Raw genomic sequence first — 14,992 nt, 5'->3', positions numbered from 1 at the left:
TCACTTGAGCAGGTAGATCGTGGCGAACAGCGCGATCCACACGACGTCGACGAAGTGCCAGTAGTACGAGGTCACGACGGCCCCGAGGGCCTGCGCGTGGCTGTACCGCTTGGTCGTGAAGGTGCGCCCGATGATGAGCAGGAAGGCGATGAGACCGCCGGTCACGTGCATGCCGTGGAAGCCGGTGGTGAGGTAGAAGACCGAGCCGTAACGGTCGGAGGAGAGCGTGATGTTCTCCGAGGTCAGCTCGGCGTACTCGAAGACCTGCCCGGCGATGAAGAAGGCGCCGAAGAGGTAGGTGACGACGTACCACTCGCGCATGCCCCACGAGGGCTTGCTGCCGCCGGAGCGGCGCAGGCCGTCGAGGAAGCCGACCTGCCACAGCTTGCCGGTGCGCTTGGGCTGGCCGGCCTCGGCCTTCCAGACGCCCAGCTGGCACCACACGGAGGAGATGACCAGCACGGCGCAGTTGACCGAGGCGAACGGCACGTTGAGCTTGGCGGTGTGCTCGGCCCACAGCTCGGGCGAGAGCGAACGGATCTGGAAGTACATCGCGAAGAGCCCCGCGAAGAACATCAGCTCGCTGGAGAGCCAGACGATGGTGCCGACCGACACCATGTCGGGTCGGGACACTCCTCCGTGCGGGGGGGAGCTCGTAGTCGCTGCTGCTGTCGCCACGCCCAGAAGTATGCCTCCTCGGTCCGACAGCGAGGAGGCGACCCCCCGCCCATCGTCGGGTCGTGACCTGTTCGTCTCCTCGGTCCCGCCTCGGAGCCGCCCATGAGGGTGGGTCCCCCCACCGGTAGCATCGCCGCCATGGCTGCAGCCCCGGTCTCCCCGACGTCCTCCGAGGTCCCCTCCGGCACCCCCGCGGCGACGGCCGGCGCCGCCGGCCCGGTCCAGGTGCGGGTCCTGCTCTTCAGCGACGACGTGGCGACCCGCGACGCCGTCCGGGTGGGGGTCGGCCGGCGGCCGGCCAAGGACGTGGAGGTCGTGGGCTGGCGCGAGGTCGCCACCCCGGCCGCCGTCGTCGAGGCCGTCGAGGAGGGCGGGCTCGACGTCCTCGTCCTCGACGGGGAGTCCTCGCCCATCGGTGGGCTGGGGCTGACCAAGCAGCTGAAGAACGAGATCTTCGACTGCCCGCCCGTCCTCGTCCTCACCGGTCGCCCCCAGGACGGCTGGCTCGCGGCGTGGTCGCAGGCCGACCTCGCCGTGCCGCACCCGCTCGACCCGGTCGCCCTGTGCCGCGCCGTGGCCGAGCTGGCGCGCCGGTCCGCCGTCCGGCGCGGGTGACCGCGGGGTGACGACGGCCGGCTCGCCCCGTACCTGGCCCGACGTCTTCGCCACCCTCGTCGCACGGGAGGACCTCGACGCCGACGCGGCCGCGTGGGTGATGGACCGCATCATGTCCGGCGAGGCCAGCTCCGCCCAGGTCGCGGGCTTCCTCATGGGGCTGCGCACCAAGGGCGAGAGCACCGAGGAGATGCGCGGCATCGCCGCCACGATGCTCGAGCACGCGCACCGCATCGAGGTGCCCGGCCCCAGCCTCGACATCGTCGGCACCGGCGGGGACCGCCGGCACACCGTCAACATCTCGACCACCGCGGCGATGGTCTGCGCGGCGGCGGGCGTCACGGTCGTCAAGCACGGCAACCGCGCGGCGTCGTCGTCCTCCGGCTCCGCCGACGTCCTCGAGGCCCTCGGCGTCGACCTGCGGCTGCCGGTCGCCCGGGTCGCGCAGGTCGCCCGGGAGGCGGGGATCACCTTCTGCTTCGCGCAGGTGTTCCACCCGTCCTTCCGGCACGCGGCCGAGGCCCGCGGGGCGCTCGGCATCGGCACGGCCTTCAACTTCCTCGGCCCGCTCACCAACCCCGCCCAGCCCACGTACGCCGCCGTCGGGGTCGCCGACCGCCGGATGGCCCCGGTCGTCGCCGGCGTCTTCGCCGAACGGGGGCGCGACGCCGCGGTGTTCCGCGGGGACGACGGCCTCGACGAGCTGACGCTCGAGACGACGTCGTCCGTGTGGTGGGTGCGCGGTGGCACGGTCCGCGAGGCCCGTCTGGACCCGGCCCGCCTCGGGCTGCCGGTCAGCCCGACCGACGCGCTGCGCGGGGGCGACGCGGCCCACAACGCCCAGGTCGTGCGCGAGGTCTTCGCCGGCGCCCGCGGACCGGTGCGCGACGCGGTCGTCCTCAACGCCGGGCTGGCCCTCGCGCTGACCGGCGAGGACCGCGGCGACCGCGACGAGGACCTGCACGCGGACGTCCGCGCGGGCATGGACCGCGCCGAGCACGCGGTCGACTCGGGGGCGGCGGCGACCCTCCTGCAGCGCTGGGTCGACGTCACCCGCTCCTAGCGGTCAGTCGCCGCCCTCGAGGCCGAGGCTGAAGGCCGCCTCGAGGTCGTGCCGCGAGTAGGTGCGGAAGGCGATGTGCGTCTCGGTGCCGACGACGCCCTCGACCTTGCTGAGGCGGTCGGCGATGACGTCGGCCAGGGCCTCGTGCTGACGCACCCGGATCATCGCGATGAGGTCGGCCCCACCGGTCACCGAGTAGACCTCGGTGACGCCCTCGAGGTCGGCGATCTCCTGCGCCACCTCCGGGATCCGGTCGACGTCGCACGAGATGAGGACGATGGCGGTGATCACGCCGTCAGCCTAGGCGGTGGCGCGCTGGGCGGGTGCCGGAGCCGGGTCGTCGTCGAACGGGACGACGTCGCCGCGGGCGGCGGGCTCGAGCACCGCCCGCAGGCCCGCGGCCCCGCCCACCGGGCACGACCAGGTGCCGTCGAGCTCGACGATCCGGGTGCCGGGCTCCTCGAGCCAGCGCAGCACCAGCTCGGTCTCCTCGGCGGACGCGGCCGGGACGGGCCCGACGGGGGCCTGCACGACCTCCGCGGTGGCGCGCAGCGTGGCGACGTACGGGAGGGGGTCGGCGCCTGCGGGGCTGACGCCGGTGCCGGCGAGGCGCCCGTGACGCACGCAGACCAGCTCCCAGCCGCCGCGCTCGGCGCGCCGCGCGGCGACCAGCTCGGGACTGGCGGCCAGGGGTGCGATCCGCTGCGCCCGGGCGGCCCCCCGCACGAGGTGCAGCAGCCGGTCGCGGACGGTGCCGGCGTCCTCGTAGCGCTCCTGGGCGGACAGCTCGCCCATCCGCCGTCGCAGCCGCCCCGTGACGGGCCGCGCGTCGCCGGTGAGCAGACCGGCGGCCTCCTCGACGACCTGCGCGTACTCCTCGACGCTCTGCCGCCCGGAGCACGGGGCGCCGCACCGGCCCATGCCGGCGAGGGCGCACTCCGAGCCGGTGCCGCGCAACCCCAGCCGTGCCGTGCACTGGCGCAACGGCACGACCTCGTGCACGGCCGCGACCGCGGCCTCGGCCGCGAGCCGGGTGCGGAAGGGGCCGACGTAGCGCGCGCCGTCGGCGAGGACCTGCCGCACGATCGACAGCCGCGGGAACGGCTCGACGGTGAGCTTGACCCACAGGGCCTTCTCCGGGAAGCGCGAGCGGCGGTTGTAACGGGGCTTGTAGGCCGCGATGAGGCGCAGCTCGCGCACCTGGGCCTCGAGCGTCGTCGGGCACACGATGGGCCGGATGCTCGTCGCCAGCCCCACCATCTCGGCCATGCGGGTGCGCTGCTCGGAGGCGGTGAAGTAGCTGCGGGCCCGGGTCCGGATGTCGCGCGACGTGCCGACGTAGAGCGGGCGGCCGGCGGCGTCCTGGAAGACGTAGACCCCGGGCGCGCTGGGGAGCGCGTCGGCGAGGAACCGCTTGCGGCGCTGGGCCGGGGTGACCCGCGAGGTGTAGCTGCGCAGCTCCTCGAGGGTGTGGACCCCGAGGTTGCCCACCCGCTCGAGCAGCCCGTGCAGGACGTCGACGGTCGCGCGGGCGTCGTGCAGCGCCCGGTGGTCGGGGGTCGTGGTCGCGCCGAAGAGGACCGCGAGCGAGGAGAGCTTGTGGTTGCGGCACTCGTCGCGGCTCACCAGCTGCCGGGCCAGGTGGACCGTGTCGACGACCCGGAACCCCGGCCACTCGTGGCCGGTCGCCGCCGCGGCGGCCTTGAGGAAGGAGATGTCGAACCCGGCGTTGTGCGCGACCAGCACGCTGTCGCGGGCGAACTCGAGGAAGGCCGGCAGGACCGACTCGATGCGCGGCGCCCCGGCGACCATCGCGTCGGTGATCCCGGTGAGCACCTGGATGAAGGCGGGGATCGGCTCGCTCGGGCGCACGAGGGTCTGGAACTCGCCGAGCACCTCGCCGCCGCGGACCTTGACCGCACCCACCTCGGTGATCGCCGACGCGGAGGCGCTGCCGCCCGTGGTCTCGAGGTCGACGACGACGAAGGTGACGTCGGCCAACGACGTCCCCAGCTCGTCGAGCGTGCCCTGGACCACCTGCATGCCGCGACGGTAGACGGGGCCACCGACAGGGCCGCTCAGGCGCGCCCGGTCGCCGCGGGTCCGGGGTCTGTCGGGGTGCCGGGGGAGGGCTGTCGGGGAGGGCTGTCGGTGGTCGCCCCTAGCGTCGTCGCCACCCCACCCGGGGACCCGGGAACCACCCGAAGAAGGAGGCGACGTGCGCGCTGCGACCCCCCTGGTCATCGACTGCGACACCTGTCCCGTCCGGCACGTGCGGTGCGACGAGTGCGTCGTCACCGCGCTCGGCCCGCCGCCCGCGGCGGGTCTGGCGCCGGACGAGCTGCCGCTCGACGACGCCGAACGGCGCGCCGTCGACGTGTTCGTCCGTGCGGGCCTCGTCGACGCGGGGTACGCGGCGACGCTCACCGCCCGCCGTCAGCGCGACCCGGGCCGCCGCGCGGTCGGCTGAGCGCGGGAGCCCCAGCGCGCCGCCGTACGATCCCGGCGTGACGGGGCGGGGCACGGGACGACGGACGGCGCCCCTCGCGGCCCTCGTCCTGCTCCTGGCCCTCGTCGCCGGCGGCTGCACGAGCGGGACGGCGACGGTCCCCGGGTCCGGGAGGACGGCGTCCGCGGCCGACAGCAGCGCCGAGCCGACCCGCCTCGCCGACGAGCAGCGCGCCGCCGTCGCCGCCCTCGTCCGGCAGCGTGGCGCCGCCCTCGCCGCCGGCGACGAGCGGGCCTGGCTGGCCTCCGTCGCCGACCTCACCCGGCCCTTCGCGGCGGCCCAGGCGGCGCTGTTCGACCGGATGCGCCGGTTGCCGGTCGGCGACTACGGGGCGGGGTCGGTCGAGCTCGGCCCGCCGCTGACCAGCGGCCAGCGGGCCGCGTACGGCGCCGACGCCGTCGTCGTCCAGGTCGACCTGCGCTACCGCCTCACCGGCTACGACACCGGGCTGCGCAGCGTGCCGACGTCGTACGTCGTCACGCGGACCCCCGAGGGGTGGCGGCTCGCGGACGTCGCGTCGGCGGGGCCGGCGCAGCCGTGGGACCTCAGCCCGCTCACGGTGCTGCGCTCGCCCTCGACCCTCGTCGTCGGCAGCGCCCCCGAGGCCCGGCTGCGCGAGTACCTCGCGCTCGCCGACGCCGCCCACAGCCGGATCGCGGCCGTCTGGGGCTCGGCCCGGCCCGCCGTCGTCGTCGCGCCCGCCGACACCGCCGGCCTCGTCGCCCAGCTGCAGCGCGACGACGCCGCGGGTCTGGACCAGGTGGCGGCCGTGACCGACGGCCCCCTCGTGGCGGGGCAGCCGGCGGCGACGGACCGGGTCTACGTCAACCCGACCGCGTTCGACGGCCTGACCCCCGACGGCCGTCGGGTCGTGCTCACCCACGAGCTGACCCACGTCACGGTCCGCGGCTCGACGACGCGGACGGTGCCGACCTGGCTGTCGGAGGGCTTCGCGGACTACGTCGGCTACTCCACGGTGCGGCTCGCCCCGAGCGTCGTCGCGGCGCCGTACCTCGCCCAGGTGAGGGCGGGGACGGCCCCGGCGCTGCCCGACGACGGCGCCTTCGACCCCACGCGCGACGCCATCGGCCCGGTCTACAACGCGGCCTGGCTGGCCGTGCGTTTCCTCGCCGAGCAGCACGGCCAGGACCGGCTCGTCGCCTTCTACCGCGCGGTCGCCGGCGGGCTCGCGGTCGACGCCGCCACCGCCGCGCAGCCGCAGGCGGTCGTCCGCACCGCCTTCCCGCGGGTCCTCGCCCAGACCCAGGACGCGTTCGTCGCCGCGTGGGCCGCCGACGTGCGACGGTCGGCCGGATGACCACCGCCGCAGGGACGCCCCACGACCCGCCCACCCCGGTGGTACGACGCCGCGCCGCCCGCCTGCTGCTCCTCGACGAGGACCTCACCCACGTCCTGCTCATCCGCGGCTGCGACCCGCGCCGACCCGAGGCGCCGTACTGGTTCACCGTCGGTGGCGGCGTCGACGCGGGGGAGGGGCCGCGGGAGGCCGCCGTCCGCGAGGCGCGCGAGGAGGTCGGTCTCGACCTCGACACGGCCGAGGTGGACGGGCCGTTCCTGCCCCACGACGTCGCGTTCCCCTTCGACGGCGTCGTCATCGAGCAGCACCAGGACGTCTGGGTGGCCGTCGTGCCCCGGACCACGCCGCGCTTCCTCGGCGTGGACGACGTCGAGCGAGCGGCCACCCTCGAGGTGCGCTGGGTCCCGCTGGACGGGCTCGCCGCGTTGGGTGAGCCGGTGTTCCCCGCCCCGGACGCGGTCGCCGAGGTCGTCGCGCGGTGGCGGGCGGTCCGCGCGAGCGCGACCGGTCAGTCGCGCCCGCCCGCGTAGAGCTCCTCGACCTCGTCGCCGAAGTCGCGCATGACGAGGTTGCGCTTGAGCTTGAGCGACGGCGTGAGGTGCCCGCTCTCCTCGGTGAAGTCGCCCGGGAGGATGACGAACTTGCGGATCGACTCGGCCTTGCTCACCGCCGTGTTCGCGTCGGCCACGGCCTGCCCGATCTCGGCGCGGACGTCCGGGTCGGTGCGGGCGGCGTCGAGGCTCAGCCCGGGCTTGCCGTGGTTCTTGGCCCAGCTCGGCAGCATCTCCTCGTCGAGGGTGACGAGCGCCGCGATGAACGGCTTGCCGTCGCCGACGACCATGCACTGGGAGACGAGGGGGTGGGCGCGCAGCCGGTCCTCGAGCACCGCCGGCGCAACGTTCTTGCCGCCCGCCGTCACGAGGATCTCCTTCTTGCGCCCCGTGATCCGCAGGAAGCCGTCGGCGTCGACCTCGCCGAGGTCGCCGGTATGGAACCACCCGTCGCGCACCGCGTCCGCGGTCGCCTCCGGGTTGTCGTGGTAGCGGGCGAAGACGTTGACGCCCTGAATGAGCACCTCGCCGTCGTCGGCGATCCGGATGCCCACGCCCGGCAGCGGGCGGCCGACCGTGCCGATCTTGACCCGCTCCGGGGTGTTGACCGTCGCCGGCGCGGTCGTCTCGGTGAGGCCGTAGCCCTCGAGGACGACGACCCCGATGCCGCGGAAGAAGTGGCCGAGACGGGTGCCGAGCGGGGCGCCGCCCGAGACGGCGTACTGCACCCGGCCGCCGAGCGCCGCCCGCAGCTTCCCGTAGACGAGCAGGTCGAAGACCTTGTGCTGCCCCCGCAGCAGCAGCCCCGGGCCACCGGTGTCCTGCGCCTCGCTCCACGCGATCGCCGTCGCCGCGGCGCGGGCGAAGATCGCCCCCTTGCCGTCGCCGGTCGCCGTCTGCTCGGCCGAGTTGTAGACCTTCTCGAACACCCGCGGGACGGCGAGGATGAAGGTCGGCCGGAAGCTGGCGAAGTCCGGCAGCAGCGTCTTGATGTCGGCCGAGTGCCCCATCCGCGCGCCGGCCTCGACGCACAGCACCTGGATGAAGCGGGCGAAGACGTGCGCCAGCGGCAGGAAGAGCAGCGTCGAGGCGCCCTCGGCCTCGACGACCTGCTCGAGCTTGCGCTGCGCGTTCTCGGCCAGGTCCTTGAAGTTGCCGTGGGTCAGCTCGCACCCCTTCGGGCGCCCGGTCGTCCCCGAGGTGTAGATGATCGTCGCCAGCGAGGTCCGGTCGGTGCTGCGCCGCCGCGCCTCGAGGTCGTCGTCGGGCACCTCGCGGCCGGCGGCGACGAGCTCGTCGAGGCCGCCGCCGTCGATGGACCACACGTCCTGCAGGCCCTCGACCCGGTCGCGCACCTGCGCGACCGCCGCCGCGTGCTGCTCGGTCTCGACGACGACCGCGCGGGCGCCGGAGTCCTGGAGGATCCACGCGACCTGGTCCGGCGAGGACGTCTCGTAGATCGGCACCGTCACCGCCCCGGCGGTCCACACCGCGTAGTCGACGAGCGTCCACTCGTAACGGGTGCGCGACATCAGGCCCACGCGGTCGCCCACCCCGACACCCGCGGCGACGAGGCCCTTGGCCAGCGCGTCGACGTCGCGGCGGAACTGCGCCGCCGTGACGTCGGCCCAGCCCTCGCCCGCCCGCTGCGCGAAGACCACGGCGTGCGGCTGCTCGGTGGCGTTGCGCACGACCGTCAGCGCGAGGTTGCCTTCCGTGGTCGGGGGCGCGAGCGGGGCGACGACGGTGTCGGGCACGAGGTCTTCTTCCTGCGGGACGGGAACGGCGAGGTGGGGCGGGGCCACTGTACCGATGGGTAAGGTCCGCCCCCGGATCGTCGCCGGCGGCCGGGTAGCCTTCCCCGCATGGCCGACCGCACCGAGTCCTCGATCCAGATCGCGGCCGACCCCGGCCGCGTCCTCGACGCGATCGCCGACTTCCCGGCGTACCCGTCGTGGGCCGGCGACGTCAAGAAGGTCACCGTCCTGTCCGAGGAGGGCGACGGGTGGGCCGACCAGGTCGAGTTCGTCCTCGACGCGGGCGTCATCAAGGACACCTACGTCCTCGACTACGACTGGGAGGTCGCCGAGGACGGCACCGGCGTCGTCTCCTGGCAGCTCGTGCGCGCCACGGTCCTCAAGAGCATGAACGGCTCCTACACCCTCGACGCCGACGACGCCGGCACCCGGGTCACCTACCGGCTCGCGGTCGACCTCAACATCCCCATGCTCGGGATGCTCAAGCGCAAGGCGGAGAAGGTCATCGTCGAGACGGCCCTCAAGGAGCTCAAGAAGCACGTCGAGGCCTGACCGCCGGTGCGCATCGTCCTCTTCACGGGCAAGGGCGGCGTCGGCAAGACGACGACCGCCGCCGCCACCGCGGTGGCCGCCGCCCGCGCGGGGCTGCGCACGCTCGTGCTGTCGACCGACGCGGCGCACTCGCTCGGCGACGCGCTGGGGGTGCCGCTGCCGGACGCGCCGGCCACCGGGCCGGTCGACGTCGAGCCGCGGCTGCGGGCGCTGCACGCGAGCGCCGGCCGCACCCTGGACCCGTCCTGGCGGCTCGTGCAGGACTACCTGCTGCGCGTCCTCGACAGCGTCGGGGTCGACCCGGTCGTCGCCGACGAGCTGACCGCCCTGCCCGGCGCCGACGAGGTCGCCGCGCTCCTCGCGCTGCACGAGCACGCCGGATCGGGCGAGCACGACCTGGTCGTCGTCGACTGCGCGCCGACGGCCGAGACGCTGCGGCTGCTCGCGCTGCCCGAGGCGCTCGCGTGGCACCTCGAGCGGCTGCTGCCCGCGCAGCGGGGGCTGCTGCGCACCCTGCGACCGGCGGCGACGGCGGCCGCCGGGGTCCCGCTGCCCGGTCCCGAGGTCGTCGAGACGGTGCGCGGGTGGCTCCAGCGGATGCGCGAGGTGCAGCGGCTGCTCACCGGGCAGCAGGCCTCGGTCCGCCTCGTGACGACGCCCGAGCGGGTGGTCGTCGCCGAGTCGCGCCGCACCTGGACCTCGTTGTCGCTGTACGGCGTCGCGGTCGACGGGGTCGTCGTCAACCGGCTCCTGCCGGACGCGCAGCGCGCCGCCCGGACGGGTGGCGCGCCCGACCCGTGGCTGGCGGGGTGGAACGCCGCCCAGCAGGAGGGGCTGCGCGAGGTGGCGGAGTCGTTCGCCGGGGTGCCCGTCACGACGACGCCGTACCTCGCCCGCGAGCCCGTCGGTCCGGACGCCCTCGCCGAGCTCGCCGCGGCCGGCGGGGTCGACCCGCAGGCGCTGCTCTCGCCCGTCCCGCGCCACGGCCTGGCCGTCAAGCGGATGGGGGAGGAGTTCGTCCTCTCGCTCGACCTGCCGCTGGCCGACCGCGGCGACGTCGACCTCAAGCGCCGCGACGCCGAGCTGCTCGTCTCCGTCGGCGGGCACCGCCGGGTCCTCGCGCTACCCGCCGTCCTCACCCGGTGCACGGTGCGCGGTGCGGCCGTGCGCGACGGCACGTTGCGGGTGCGCTTCACCCCGACCCCGGGGGCCTGGCCGGCGAGCCTGGCCGCAGCGGGCGGCACGCGTGGCTGAGGGCGGCGTCGGCAGCGTGGCCGAGGAGACCGCGCGGCTGCTCGACGCCCTCCTCGGGGGCGCGGGCACCGACCCCGCCCGCCCCGGGCCGCCGTACGACGCCCCTCCGGGCCACCAGGATGGCGACCCGGAGGGCGACCCGCCCCCGGAGGCGACCCACGACGGTCCCCACGACGCCGCCGCGGCGGCCGACCCGGCGAGCGTCTGCCACCTGTGCCCGGTGTGCCAGCTGCTGCGGGTCGCGCGCTCGGTGCGTCCCGAGACCGTCGACCGGCTCGCGGACCTCGCGGCGATGCTCACCGAGTCGCTGCGCGAGGTGGCCGCCTCGCGCCGGACCGAGCAGGCCGCGCCACCGCCGCGGCCCGGCCCCGACGTCGAGGACATCCCCCTCGACGAGCACGACGACGAGCACGACGACGACCACGACGACGACCACGAGGAGCCCACCCGATGACCAGCGCGCCCGGCGCCGACCTCGCCATCGGCATCGACATCGGCGGGACCAAGGTCGCGGGTGGCGTCGTCGCCGCCGACGGCACCGTCTCGCGCCGCGCCCGCCGCGACACCCCGCACCGCTCGACCTCGCCGGACGTCGTCGAGGACACGATCGTCGCCGTCGTCGAGGAGCTGTTCGCCGCGGTCGGGCGCGAGCGGGTGGTGGCGGTCGGCATCGGCGCCGCCGGGTTCGTCGCGGCCGACCGGCGCACCGTCGTCTTCGCCCCGCACCTGTCGTGGCGCCACGAGCCGTTGCAGGAGAACCTCGCCCGCCGGGTCAACGTCCCGATCACCGTCGACAACGACGCCAACGCCGCGGCGTGGGCGGAGTGGAAGTTCGGCGCCGCGCGCGGCGAGACGCACACGATGATCGTCAACCTCGGCACGGGCATCGGCGGCGGCATCGTCATCGACGGCCGGGTGCAGCGCGGTCGCTACGGCATCGCCGGCGAGTTCGGGCACATGCAGGTCGTGCCCAACGGCCTGCGCTGCGAGTGCGGCAACCGCGGCTGCTGGGAGCAGTACGCCAGCGGCAACGCGCTCGTGCGCGAGGCGCGCGGCCTCATCGCCGCCCGCTCGCCCGTGGCCAACGACCTGCTGGCCGGCGTCGGCGGCGACCCCTCCGCCCTCACCGGGCCGGGGATCACCGCGGCCGCGCAGGCCGGGGACCCCACCGCCGTCGAGCTGCTCGCCGAGATCGGCCACTGGCTCGGGGTCGGCATCGCCAACCTCGCCGCCGCCTTCGACCCCGGCACCTTCGTCGTCGGCGGCGGGGTCAGCGCGGCCGGCCCCCTCCTGCTCGACCCGGCTCGCGAGACGTTCCGGCGCCAGCTGACCGGCCGCGGCTACCGCCCGATGGCCCGCGTCGTCGCCGCGGAGCTCGGCAACGAGGCCGGGCTCATCGGCGCGGCCGACCTGGCCCGGATGGACTCGGCCGGTCTCGAGCTGCCGTGACCGGGGAGCGGGGACCCGCGACGCTGCGGCTGGCGTCGTACAACACCCGCGACTTCCTCGACGACCGGCACGCGGCGGCGCGCGTCGTGCGCGCGCTCGCCCCCGACGTCCTGTGCCTGCAGGAGGTGCCGCGCCGGCTGCTCGGCGGCCGGCGGGTGCGCGCCTTCGCCGCCGAGGGCGGGATGGGGTGGGGCGGCGGTCACCGCGGCAGCGGCGGCACCACGGTCCTCACCGGCCCGCGGGTGACCCGGCTGGCGCTCGAGCACCACCGGCTCCCGGTCCTGCCCGGGGTGCGCACCCGGGGGTACGCCGTCGCCCGGGTCGCCCTCGGCGACCGACCCCCGCTCACCGTCGTCAGCGTCCACCTCAGCCTCTCGCCCGCCCAGCGGGTGCGGCACGTGCACCGCCTGCTCGGCGTCGTCGAGCCGGACGGGTCCGCGACCCGGACCCTCGTCGCCGGCGACCTCAACGAGGGTCCCGACGGGGCGGCGTACGGGGTCCTCTCGACGCGCCACCGCGCCGCGACCGACGGCACCCCCACCTTCCCGGTGTGGGCGCCGGACAAGGCCCTCGACGTCGTCCTGGCGACGCCGGACCTGCTCGTCCGCCCCGGCGACCCGGTCGACCTCGACGAGGACGACGTGCGCGCCGCCAGCGACCACCGACCCGTATGGGTCGAGGTCGAGGTCTGAGCGGCTAGAGCCGCACCCCGTCGTCGTCCTCGTCGCGCTCGAACGGCTGGCGCAGGACGAGCAGCACGAACCCGGCGACGGTCATGCCGATGGCGCCGACCATCCACCAGCCGTTGCCGTCGCGGTCGAAGAGGATGAGCCACAGGAACAGCAGCGGTCCGCCCACGAGACCGAGCATCATCAGCCAGAAGTGCTTGTCCTCGGACGAGGGGAGCGGCTGCGGCGGCGGCGGGACGTAGTGCTCGTCCGCCGGGTCCTCGACGGGCACGTGCGCGCGCCAGGCCGTGCCGGGGCGGGGGCCGCTCGTCGACCCGGCACGGGACTCGTCGCCGTCCGGCTCGGCGGGGCGGACCGGGGGCGGCGTGACGGCGGGCGCGGGGTTGACGGGGTTCACCACCGGTGCCGACGGCACCACCGGGGCGGCCGGGGCGGCCGGGGCGGCCGCGTCGGGCGAGGGGGCGTCGAGGTCGCGCAGGTCGTCGAGGTCGCGCGCCGACAGCGCGTCGAGCTCGTCCAGGTGGGCGGTCGCCGACCCCGGCGCCCGGTCGTCGTGGCCCTCGTCGCCGTCCCGGACGTCCCGTCCGTCGCGGCCCTCGGGCCGCTCGGGCCGCTCGGGCCGCTCGTCGCGGTCCGGGTCGCCGTACGGGTCCAGTCCGAGCGCGTCCTCGTGCCAGTGCGCCATGATCGCGGCGAACTGCTCGTCCACGTCCTTGTCGGGCACGCCTCAGCCTCTCCCGGCGGTCAACCGCTCGATGAACCGCACCGACTCATCGTGGATGAGGGGAGCGTCGTTGTCGAGGGTAGCCACGTGGAAGGAGTTCTCGAGCCAGATCTCGGTGACGTCGTCGCTGGAGATCCGCGACAGCAGCAGCGCCGAGCTCATCGGGGGCACGACATGGTCCTCGCGGGAGTGCAGGAGCAGCACCGGTTGCGTCACCTCGGGCAGGTCGCGCACGACCTCCGCCCACAGCCGGCGCTGCGAGTGCATGGCCTGCAGCGGGTTGCGGTCGTACCCCAGCTCGCGCACCCCGGGCTTCTTGATGTCGCCGACGACCCCGGGCAGGCTCGGGACGACGTGCCGCAGCGCGGGCAGCAGCGGCAGCAGCCGGTTGTCGTGCGCGAAGACCGGGTTGACGAGCAGGAGCCCGGCCACCCGCGGGCCGTGCTCGATGGCCAGCTTCGTCGCGAGCAGCCCGCCCATCGACAGCCCGGCGACGAACACCTCGCGGCACGTCTCGTGCAGCTCGCGGAACTCGCTGTCGACGGCGGCGTACCAGTCCGGCCACCGGGTGCCGGCCAGCTGCCGCCACGTCGTCCCGTGACCGGGCAGGCGGGGCAGTCGCACGGTGTACCCGGCGGCGGCCAGGTGCTCCGCCCACGGTCGCAGCCCCTGGGGGGTGCCGGTGTACCCGTGGCACACGACGACACCGATCTCACCCCCGTCGTGGCTGTACGGCTCGGCACCGGGCATCACCGACACGCTGGGGTCCTCCGACGGGGTCTGACGGGACGGGCAGGGACGGGACGGGGTGGGGCGGCCCATCGTCGCACGGCCCGTACGGCGCCCGGTAGGGCCCCGCGCGTGCCGTAGAGTCCGAGGCCCGGCACCCCGAGCACGTGGACGGGGACGTGGAGGAGGACGACGGTGTTCTACTGGTTCCTGAAGAGGATCGTGCTCGGCCCGGTGCTGCGCGTGCTGTTCCGCCCGTGGGTCGAGGGTGCCGAGCACATCCCCGAGGAGGGGGCGGCGATCTTCGCCAGCAACCACCTGTCCTTCTCGGACTCGATCTTCCTGCCGCTCACCGTGCCGCGCCGCATGACGTTCCTCGCCAAGTCCGACTACTTCACCGGGCGCGGGGTCAAGGGCTGGCTGACGGCCGGGTTCTTCCGGGGCGTCGGGCAGCTGCCGATCGACCGGACCGGCGGCAAGGCCAGCGACGCGGCCCTGCGCTCCGGCCTGCGGGTGCTGCGCCGCGGCGACCTGCTCGGCATCTACCCCGAGGGCACCCGCTCGCCCGACGGCCGGCTCTACCGCGGCCGCACGGGGATCGCCCGGATGTCGCTGGAGAGCGGCGCGCCGGTGCTGCCCGTCGCGATGATCGGGACCGACAAGGCGCAGCCCACGGGCAAGAAGGTCCCCAAGATCATGCGGATCGGCATCCGCATCGGGCCCCCGCTCGACTTCTCCCGCTACGAGGGGATGGAGAACGACCGCTTCGTCCTGCGCGCTATCACCGACGAGATCATGTACGAGCTGATGCTGCTGTCGGGGCAGGAGTACGTCGACGAGTACGCGACGTCGGCGAAGGAGCGGCTGCTCAAGGCGGCGCGGGTCAAGGCCCGCGAGCTGCAGGACGCGGCCCGGCCCGGCTCCGCCGCCCCCGAGCTGGAGGCGGCGCTGGCCGCCGCCGAGGGCGAGGGCGAGGGCGAGGGGTACGACGGCCTGACGACCGACCCGGCCGCCGCCCTGGACCACGTGCGCGACCTCGCCCACGGTGAGGGTGGGCACGCGAAGGACCCCGAGGACGCCGCCGGACGCCAGGCCGCGAGCTGA

The 14,992-nt window shown here is 75.2% G+C and carries 17 protein-coding genes; 11 read left to right on the top strand and 6 right to left on the bottom strand.

What is annotated here, in order from left to right:
• Positions 1-633: an aa3-type cytochrome oxidase subunit III gene (gene ctaE / locus FB458_RS18800; protein WP_484177335.1), complete on the bottom strand. Its 633-nt coding sequence runs from the start codon at positions 631-633 to the stop codon at positions 1-3.
• Positions 634-816: 183 nt separating this feature from the next.
• Here ctaE and FB458_RS18795 point away from each other — a divergent pair, with 183 nt between their 5' ends.
• A complete protein-coding gene (locus FB458_RS18795) occupies positions 817-1,293 on the top strand; it encodes a response regulator (RefSeq protein WP_246061375.1) in 477 nt (158 codons plus the stop codon).
• Positions 1,294-1,300: 7 nt separating this feature from the next.
• Positions 1,301-2,356 carry an anthranilate phosphoribosyltransferase gene (trpD, locus tag FB458_RS18790; protein WP_141849844.1) on the top strand — a complete coding sequence of 352 codons (1,056 nt, stop codon included), beginning with the start codon at positions 1,301-1,303 and terminating at the stop codon, positions 2,354-2,356.
• Between the two features lie 3 nt (positions 2,357-2,359).
• Here the strand turns inward: trpD and FB458_RS18785 are convergent, their stop codons facing one another.
• Together FB458_RS18785 and FB458_RS18780 are read right to left on the bottom strand one after the other, a co-directional pair.
• The gene (locus FB458_RS18785) at positions 2,360-2,647 is read right to left on the bottom strand and encodes an Lrp/AsnC family transcriptional regulator (RefSeq protein ID WP_141849843.1); all 288 of its coding nucleotides are present in this window, start codon (positions 2,645-2,647) and stop codon (positions 2,360-2,362) included.
• Positions 2,648-2,656: 9 nt separating this feature from the next.
• The gene (locus tag FB458_RS18780) at positions 2,657-4,399 is read right to left on the bottom strand and encodes a DEDD exonuclease domain-containing protein (RefSeq protein ID WP_141849842.1); all 1,743 of its coding nucleotides are present in this window, start codon (positions 4,397-4,399) and stop codon (positions 2,657-2,659) included.
• A 175-nt stretch (positions 4,400-4,574) separates the two neighbouring features.
• Here FB458_RS18780 and FB458_RS18775 point away from each other — a divergent pair, with 175 nt between their 5' ends.
• The 3 genes from FB458_RS18775 to FB458_RS18765 are packed head-to-tail and all read left to right on the top strand — an operon-like array spanning position 4,575 to position 6,713.
• Entirely contained in the window at positions 4,575-4,826 is a 252-nt protein-coding gene (locus FB458_RS18775) for a hypothetical protein (RefSeq protein WP_211356093.1), read from the top strand.
• Between the two features lie 37 nt (positions 4,827-4,863).
• Positions 4,864-6,183 (top strand): hypothetical protein, encoded by a 1,320-nt coding sequence (locus FB458_RS21485; RefSeq protein WP_170185752.1) that lies wholly within the window; start codon positions 4,864-4,866, stop codon positions 6,181-6,183.
• The gene (locus tag FB458_RS18765; protein ID WP_141849841.1) at positions 6,180-6,713 is read left to right on the top strand and encodes an NUDIX hydrolase; all 534 of its coding nucleotides are present in this window, start codon (positions 6,180-6,182) and stop codon (positions 6,711-6,713) included. Before FB458_RS21485 ends, FB458_RS18765 begins: the two co-directional genes overlap by 4 nt.
• Here the strand turns inward: FB458_RS18765 and FB458_RS18760 are convergent.
• Positions 6,692-8,491 (bottom strand): AMP-dependent synthetase/ligase, encoded by a 1,800-nt coding sequence (locus FB458_RS18760; RefSeq protein WP_141849840.1) that lies wholly within the window; start codon positions 8,489-8,491, stop codon positions 6,692-6,694. The genes FB458_RS18765 and FB458_RS18760 overlap by 22 nt on opposite strands.
• 108 nt (positions 8,492-8,599) lie before the next feature.
• Between FB458_RS18760 and FB458_RS18755 the strand changes: the two genes are divergently transcribed.
• The 5 genes from FB458_RS18755 to FB458_RS18735 are packed head-to-tail and all read left to right on the top strand — an operon-like array spanning position 8,600 to position 12,438.
• A complete protein-coding gene (locus tag FB458_RS18755; RefSeq protein WP_141849839.1) occupies positions 8,600-9,043 on the top strand; it encodes an SRPBCC family protein in 444 nt (147 codons plus the stop codon).
• Positions 9,044-9,049: 6 nt separating this feature from the next.
• Positions 9,050-10,297 (top strand): ArsA family ATPase, encoded by a 1,248-nt coding sequence (locus FB458_RS18750; RefSeq protein ID WP_141849838.1) that lies wholly within the window; start codon positions 9,050-9,052, stop codon positions 10,295-10,297.
• Complete coding sequence (locus tag FB458_RS21480; RefSeq protein ID WP_170185751.1) at positions 10,290-10,751, top strand: hypothetical protein; 462 nt, start codon at positions 10,290-10,292, stop codon at positions 10,749-10,751. The genes FB458_RS18750 and FB458_RS21480 overlap by 8 nt, the downstream gene beginning before the upstream one ends.
• On the top strand, positions 10,748-11,746 hold the full coding sequence (locus tag FB458_RS18740) for an ROK family glucokinase (protein WP_141849836.1): 999 nt from the start codon (positions 10,748-10,750) through the stop codon (positions 11,744-11,746). The genes FB458_RS21480 and FB458_RS18740 overlap by 4 nt, the downstream gene beginning before the upstream one ends.
• Positions 11,743-12,438, top strand: coding sequence for an endonuclease/exonuclease/phosphatase family protein (locus FB458_RS18735; RefSeq protein ID WP_141849835.1), 696 nt, complete (start codon positions 11,743-11,745; stop codon positions 12,436-12,438). Before FB458_RS18740 ends, FB458_RS18735 begins: the two co-directional genes overlap by 4 nt.
• A 4-nt stretch (positions 12,439-12,442) precedes the next feature.
• Here FB458_RS18735 and FB458_RS18730 read toward each other — a convergent pair whose 3' ends face one another.
• Positions 12,443-13,159: a hypothetical protein gene (locus FB458_RS18730; RefSeq protein ID WP_141849834.1), complete on the bottom strand. Its 717-nt coding sequence runs from the start codon at positions 13,157-13,159 to the stop codon at positions 12,443-12,445.
• 3 nt (positions 13,160-13,162) lie between these two features.
• Positions 13,163-13,909, bottom strand: coding sequence for an alpha/beta hydrolase (locus tag FB458_RS18725; RefSeq protein WP_246061635.1), 747 nt, complete (start codon positions 13,907-13,909; stop codon positions 13,163-13,165).
• A gap of 174 nt (positions 13,910-14,083) precedes the next feature.
• On the opposite strand from FB458_RS18725, the gene FB458_RS18720 reads away from it, so the two are divergent.
• Entirely contained in the window at positions 14,084-14,992 is a 909-nt protein-coding gene (locus tag FB458_RS18720; protein ID WP_141849832.1) for a lysophospholipid acyltransferase family protein, read from the top strand.

This window comes from Lapillicoccus jejuensis (genome assembly GCF_006715055.1).
Classification (GTDB): domain Bacteria; phylum Actinomycetota; class Actinomycetes; order Actinomycetales; family Dermatophilaceae; genus Lapillicoccus; species Lapillicoccus jejuensis.
Note: the sequence above shows the minus strand (reverse complement) of the source record. Positions and strands in the feature narration are given on the sequence as shown.

What these genes read in the sequence shown, in the direction of transcription:
- FB458_RS18795 (WP_246061375.1), top strand. Translation starts at nt 817, where the DNA reads ATGGCTGCAGCCCCGGTCTCCCCGACGTCCTCCGAGGTCCCCTCCGGC.
- FB458_RS18780 (WP_141849842.1), bottom strand. Translation starts at nt 4,399, where the DNA reads ATGCAGGTGGTCCAGGGCACGCTCGACGAGCTGGGGACGTCGTTGGCC.
- FB458_RS18765 (WP_141849841.1), top strand. Translation starts at nt 6,180, where the DNA reads ATGACCACCGCCGCAGGGACGCCCCACGACCCGCCCACCCCGGTGGTA.
- FB458_RS18755 (WP_141849839.1), top strand. Translation starts at nt 8,600, where the DNA reads ATGGCCGACCGCACCGAGTCCTCGATCCAGATCGCGGCCGACCCCGGC.
- FB458_RS18740 (WP_141849836.1), top strand. Translation starts at nt 10,748, where the DNA reads ATGACCAGCGCGCCCGGCGCCGACCTCGCCATCGGCATCGACATCGGC.
- FB458_RS18725 (WP_246061635.1), bottom strand. Translation starts at nt 13,909, where the DNA reads ATGCCCGGTGCCGAGCCGTACAGCCACGACGGGGGTGAGATCGGTGTC.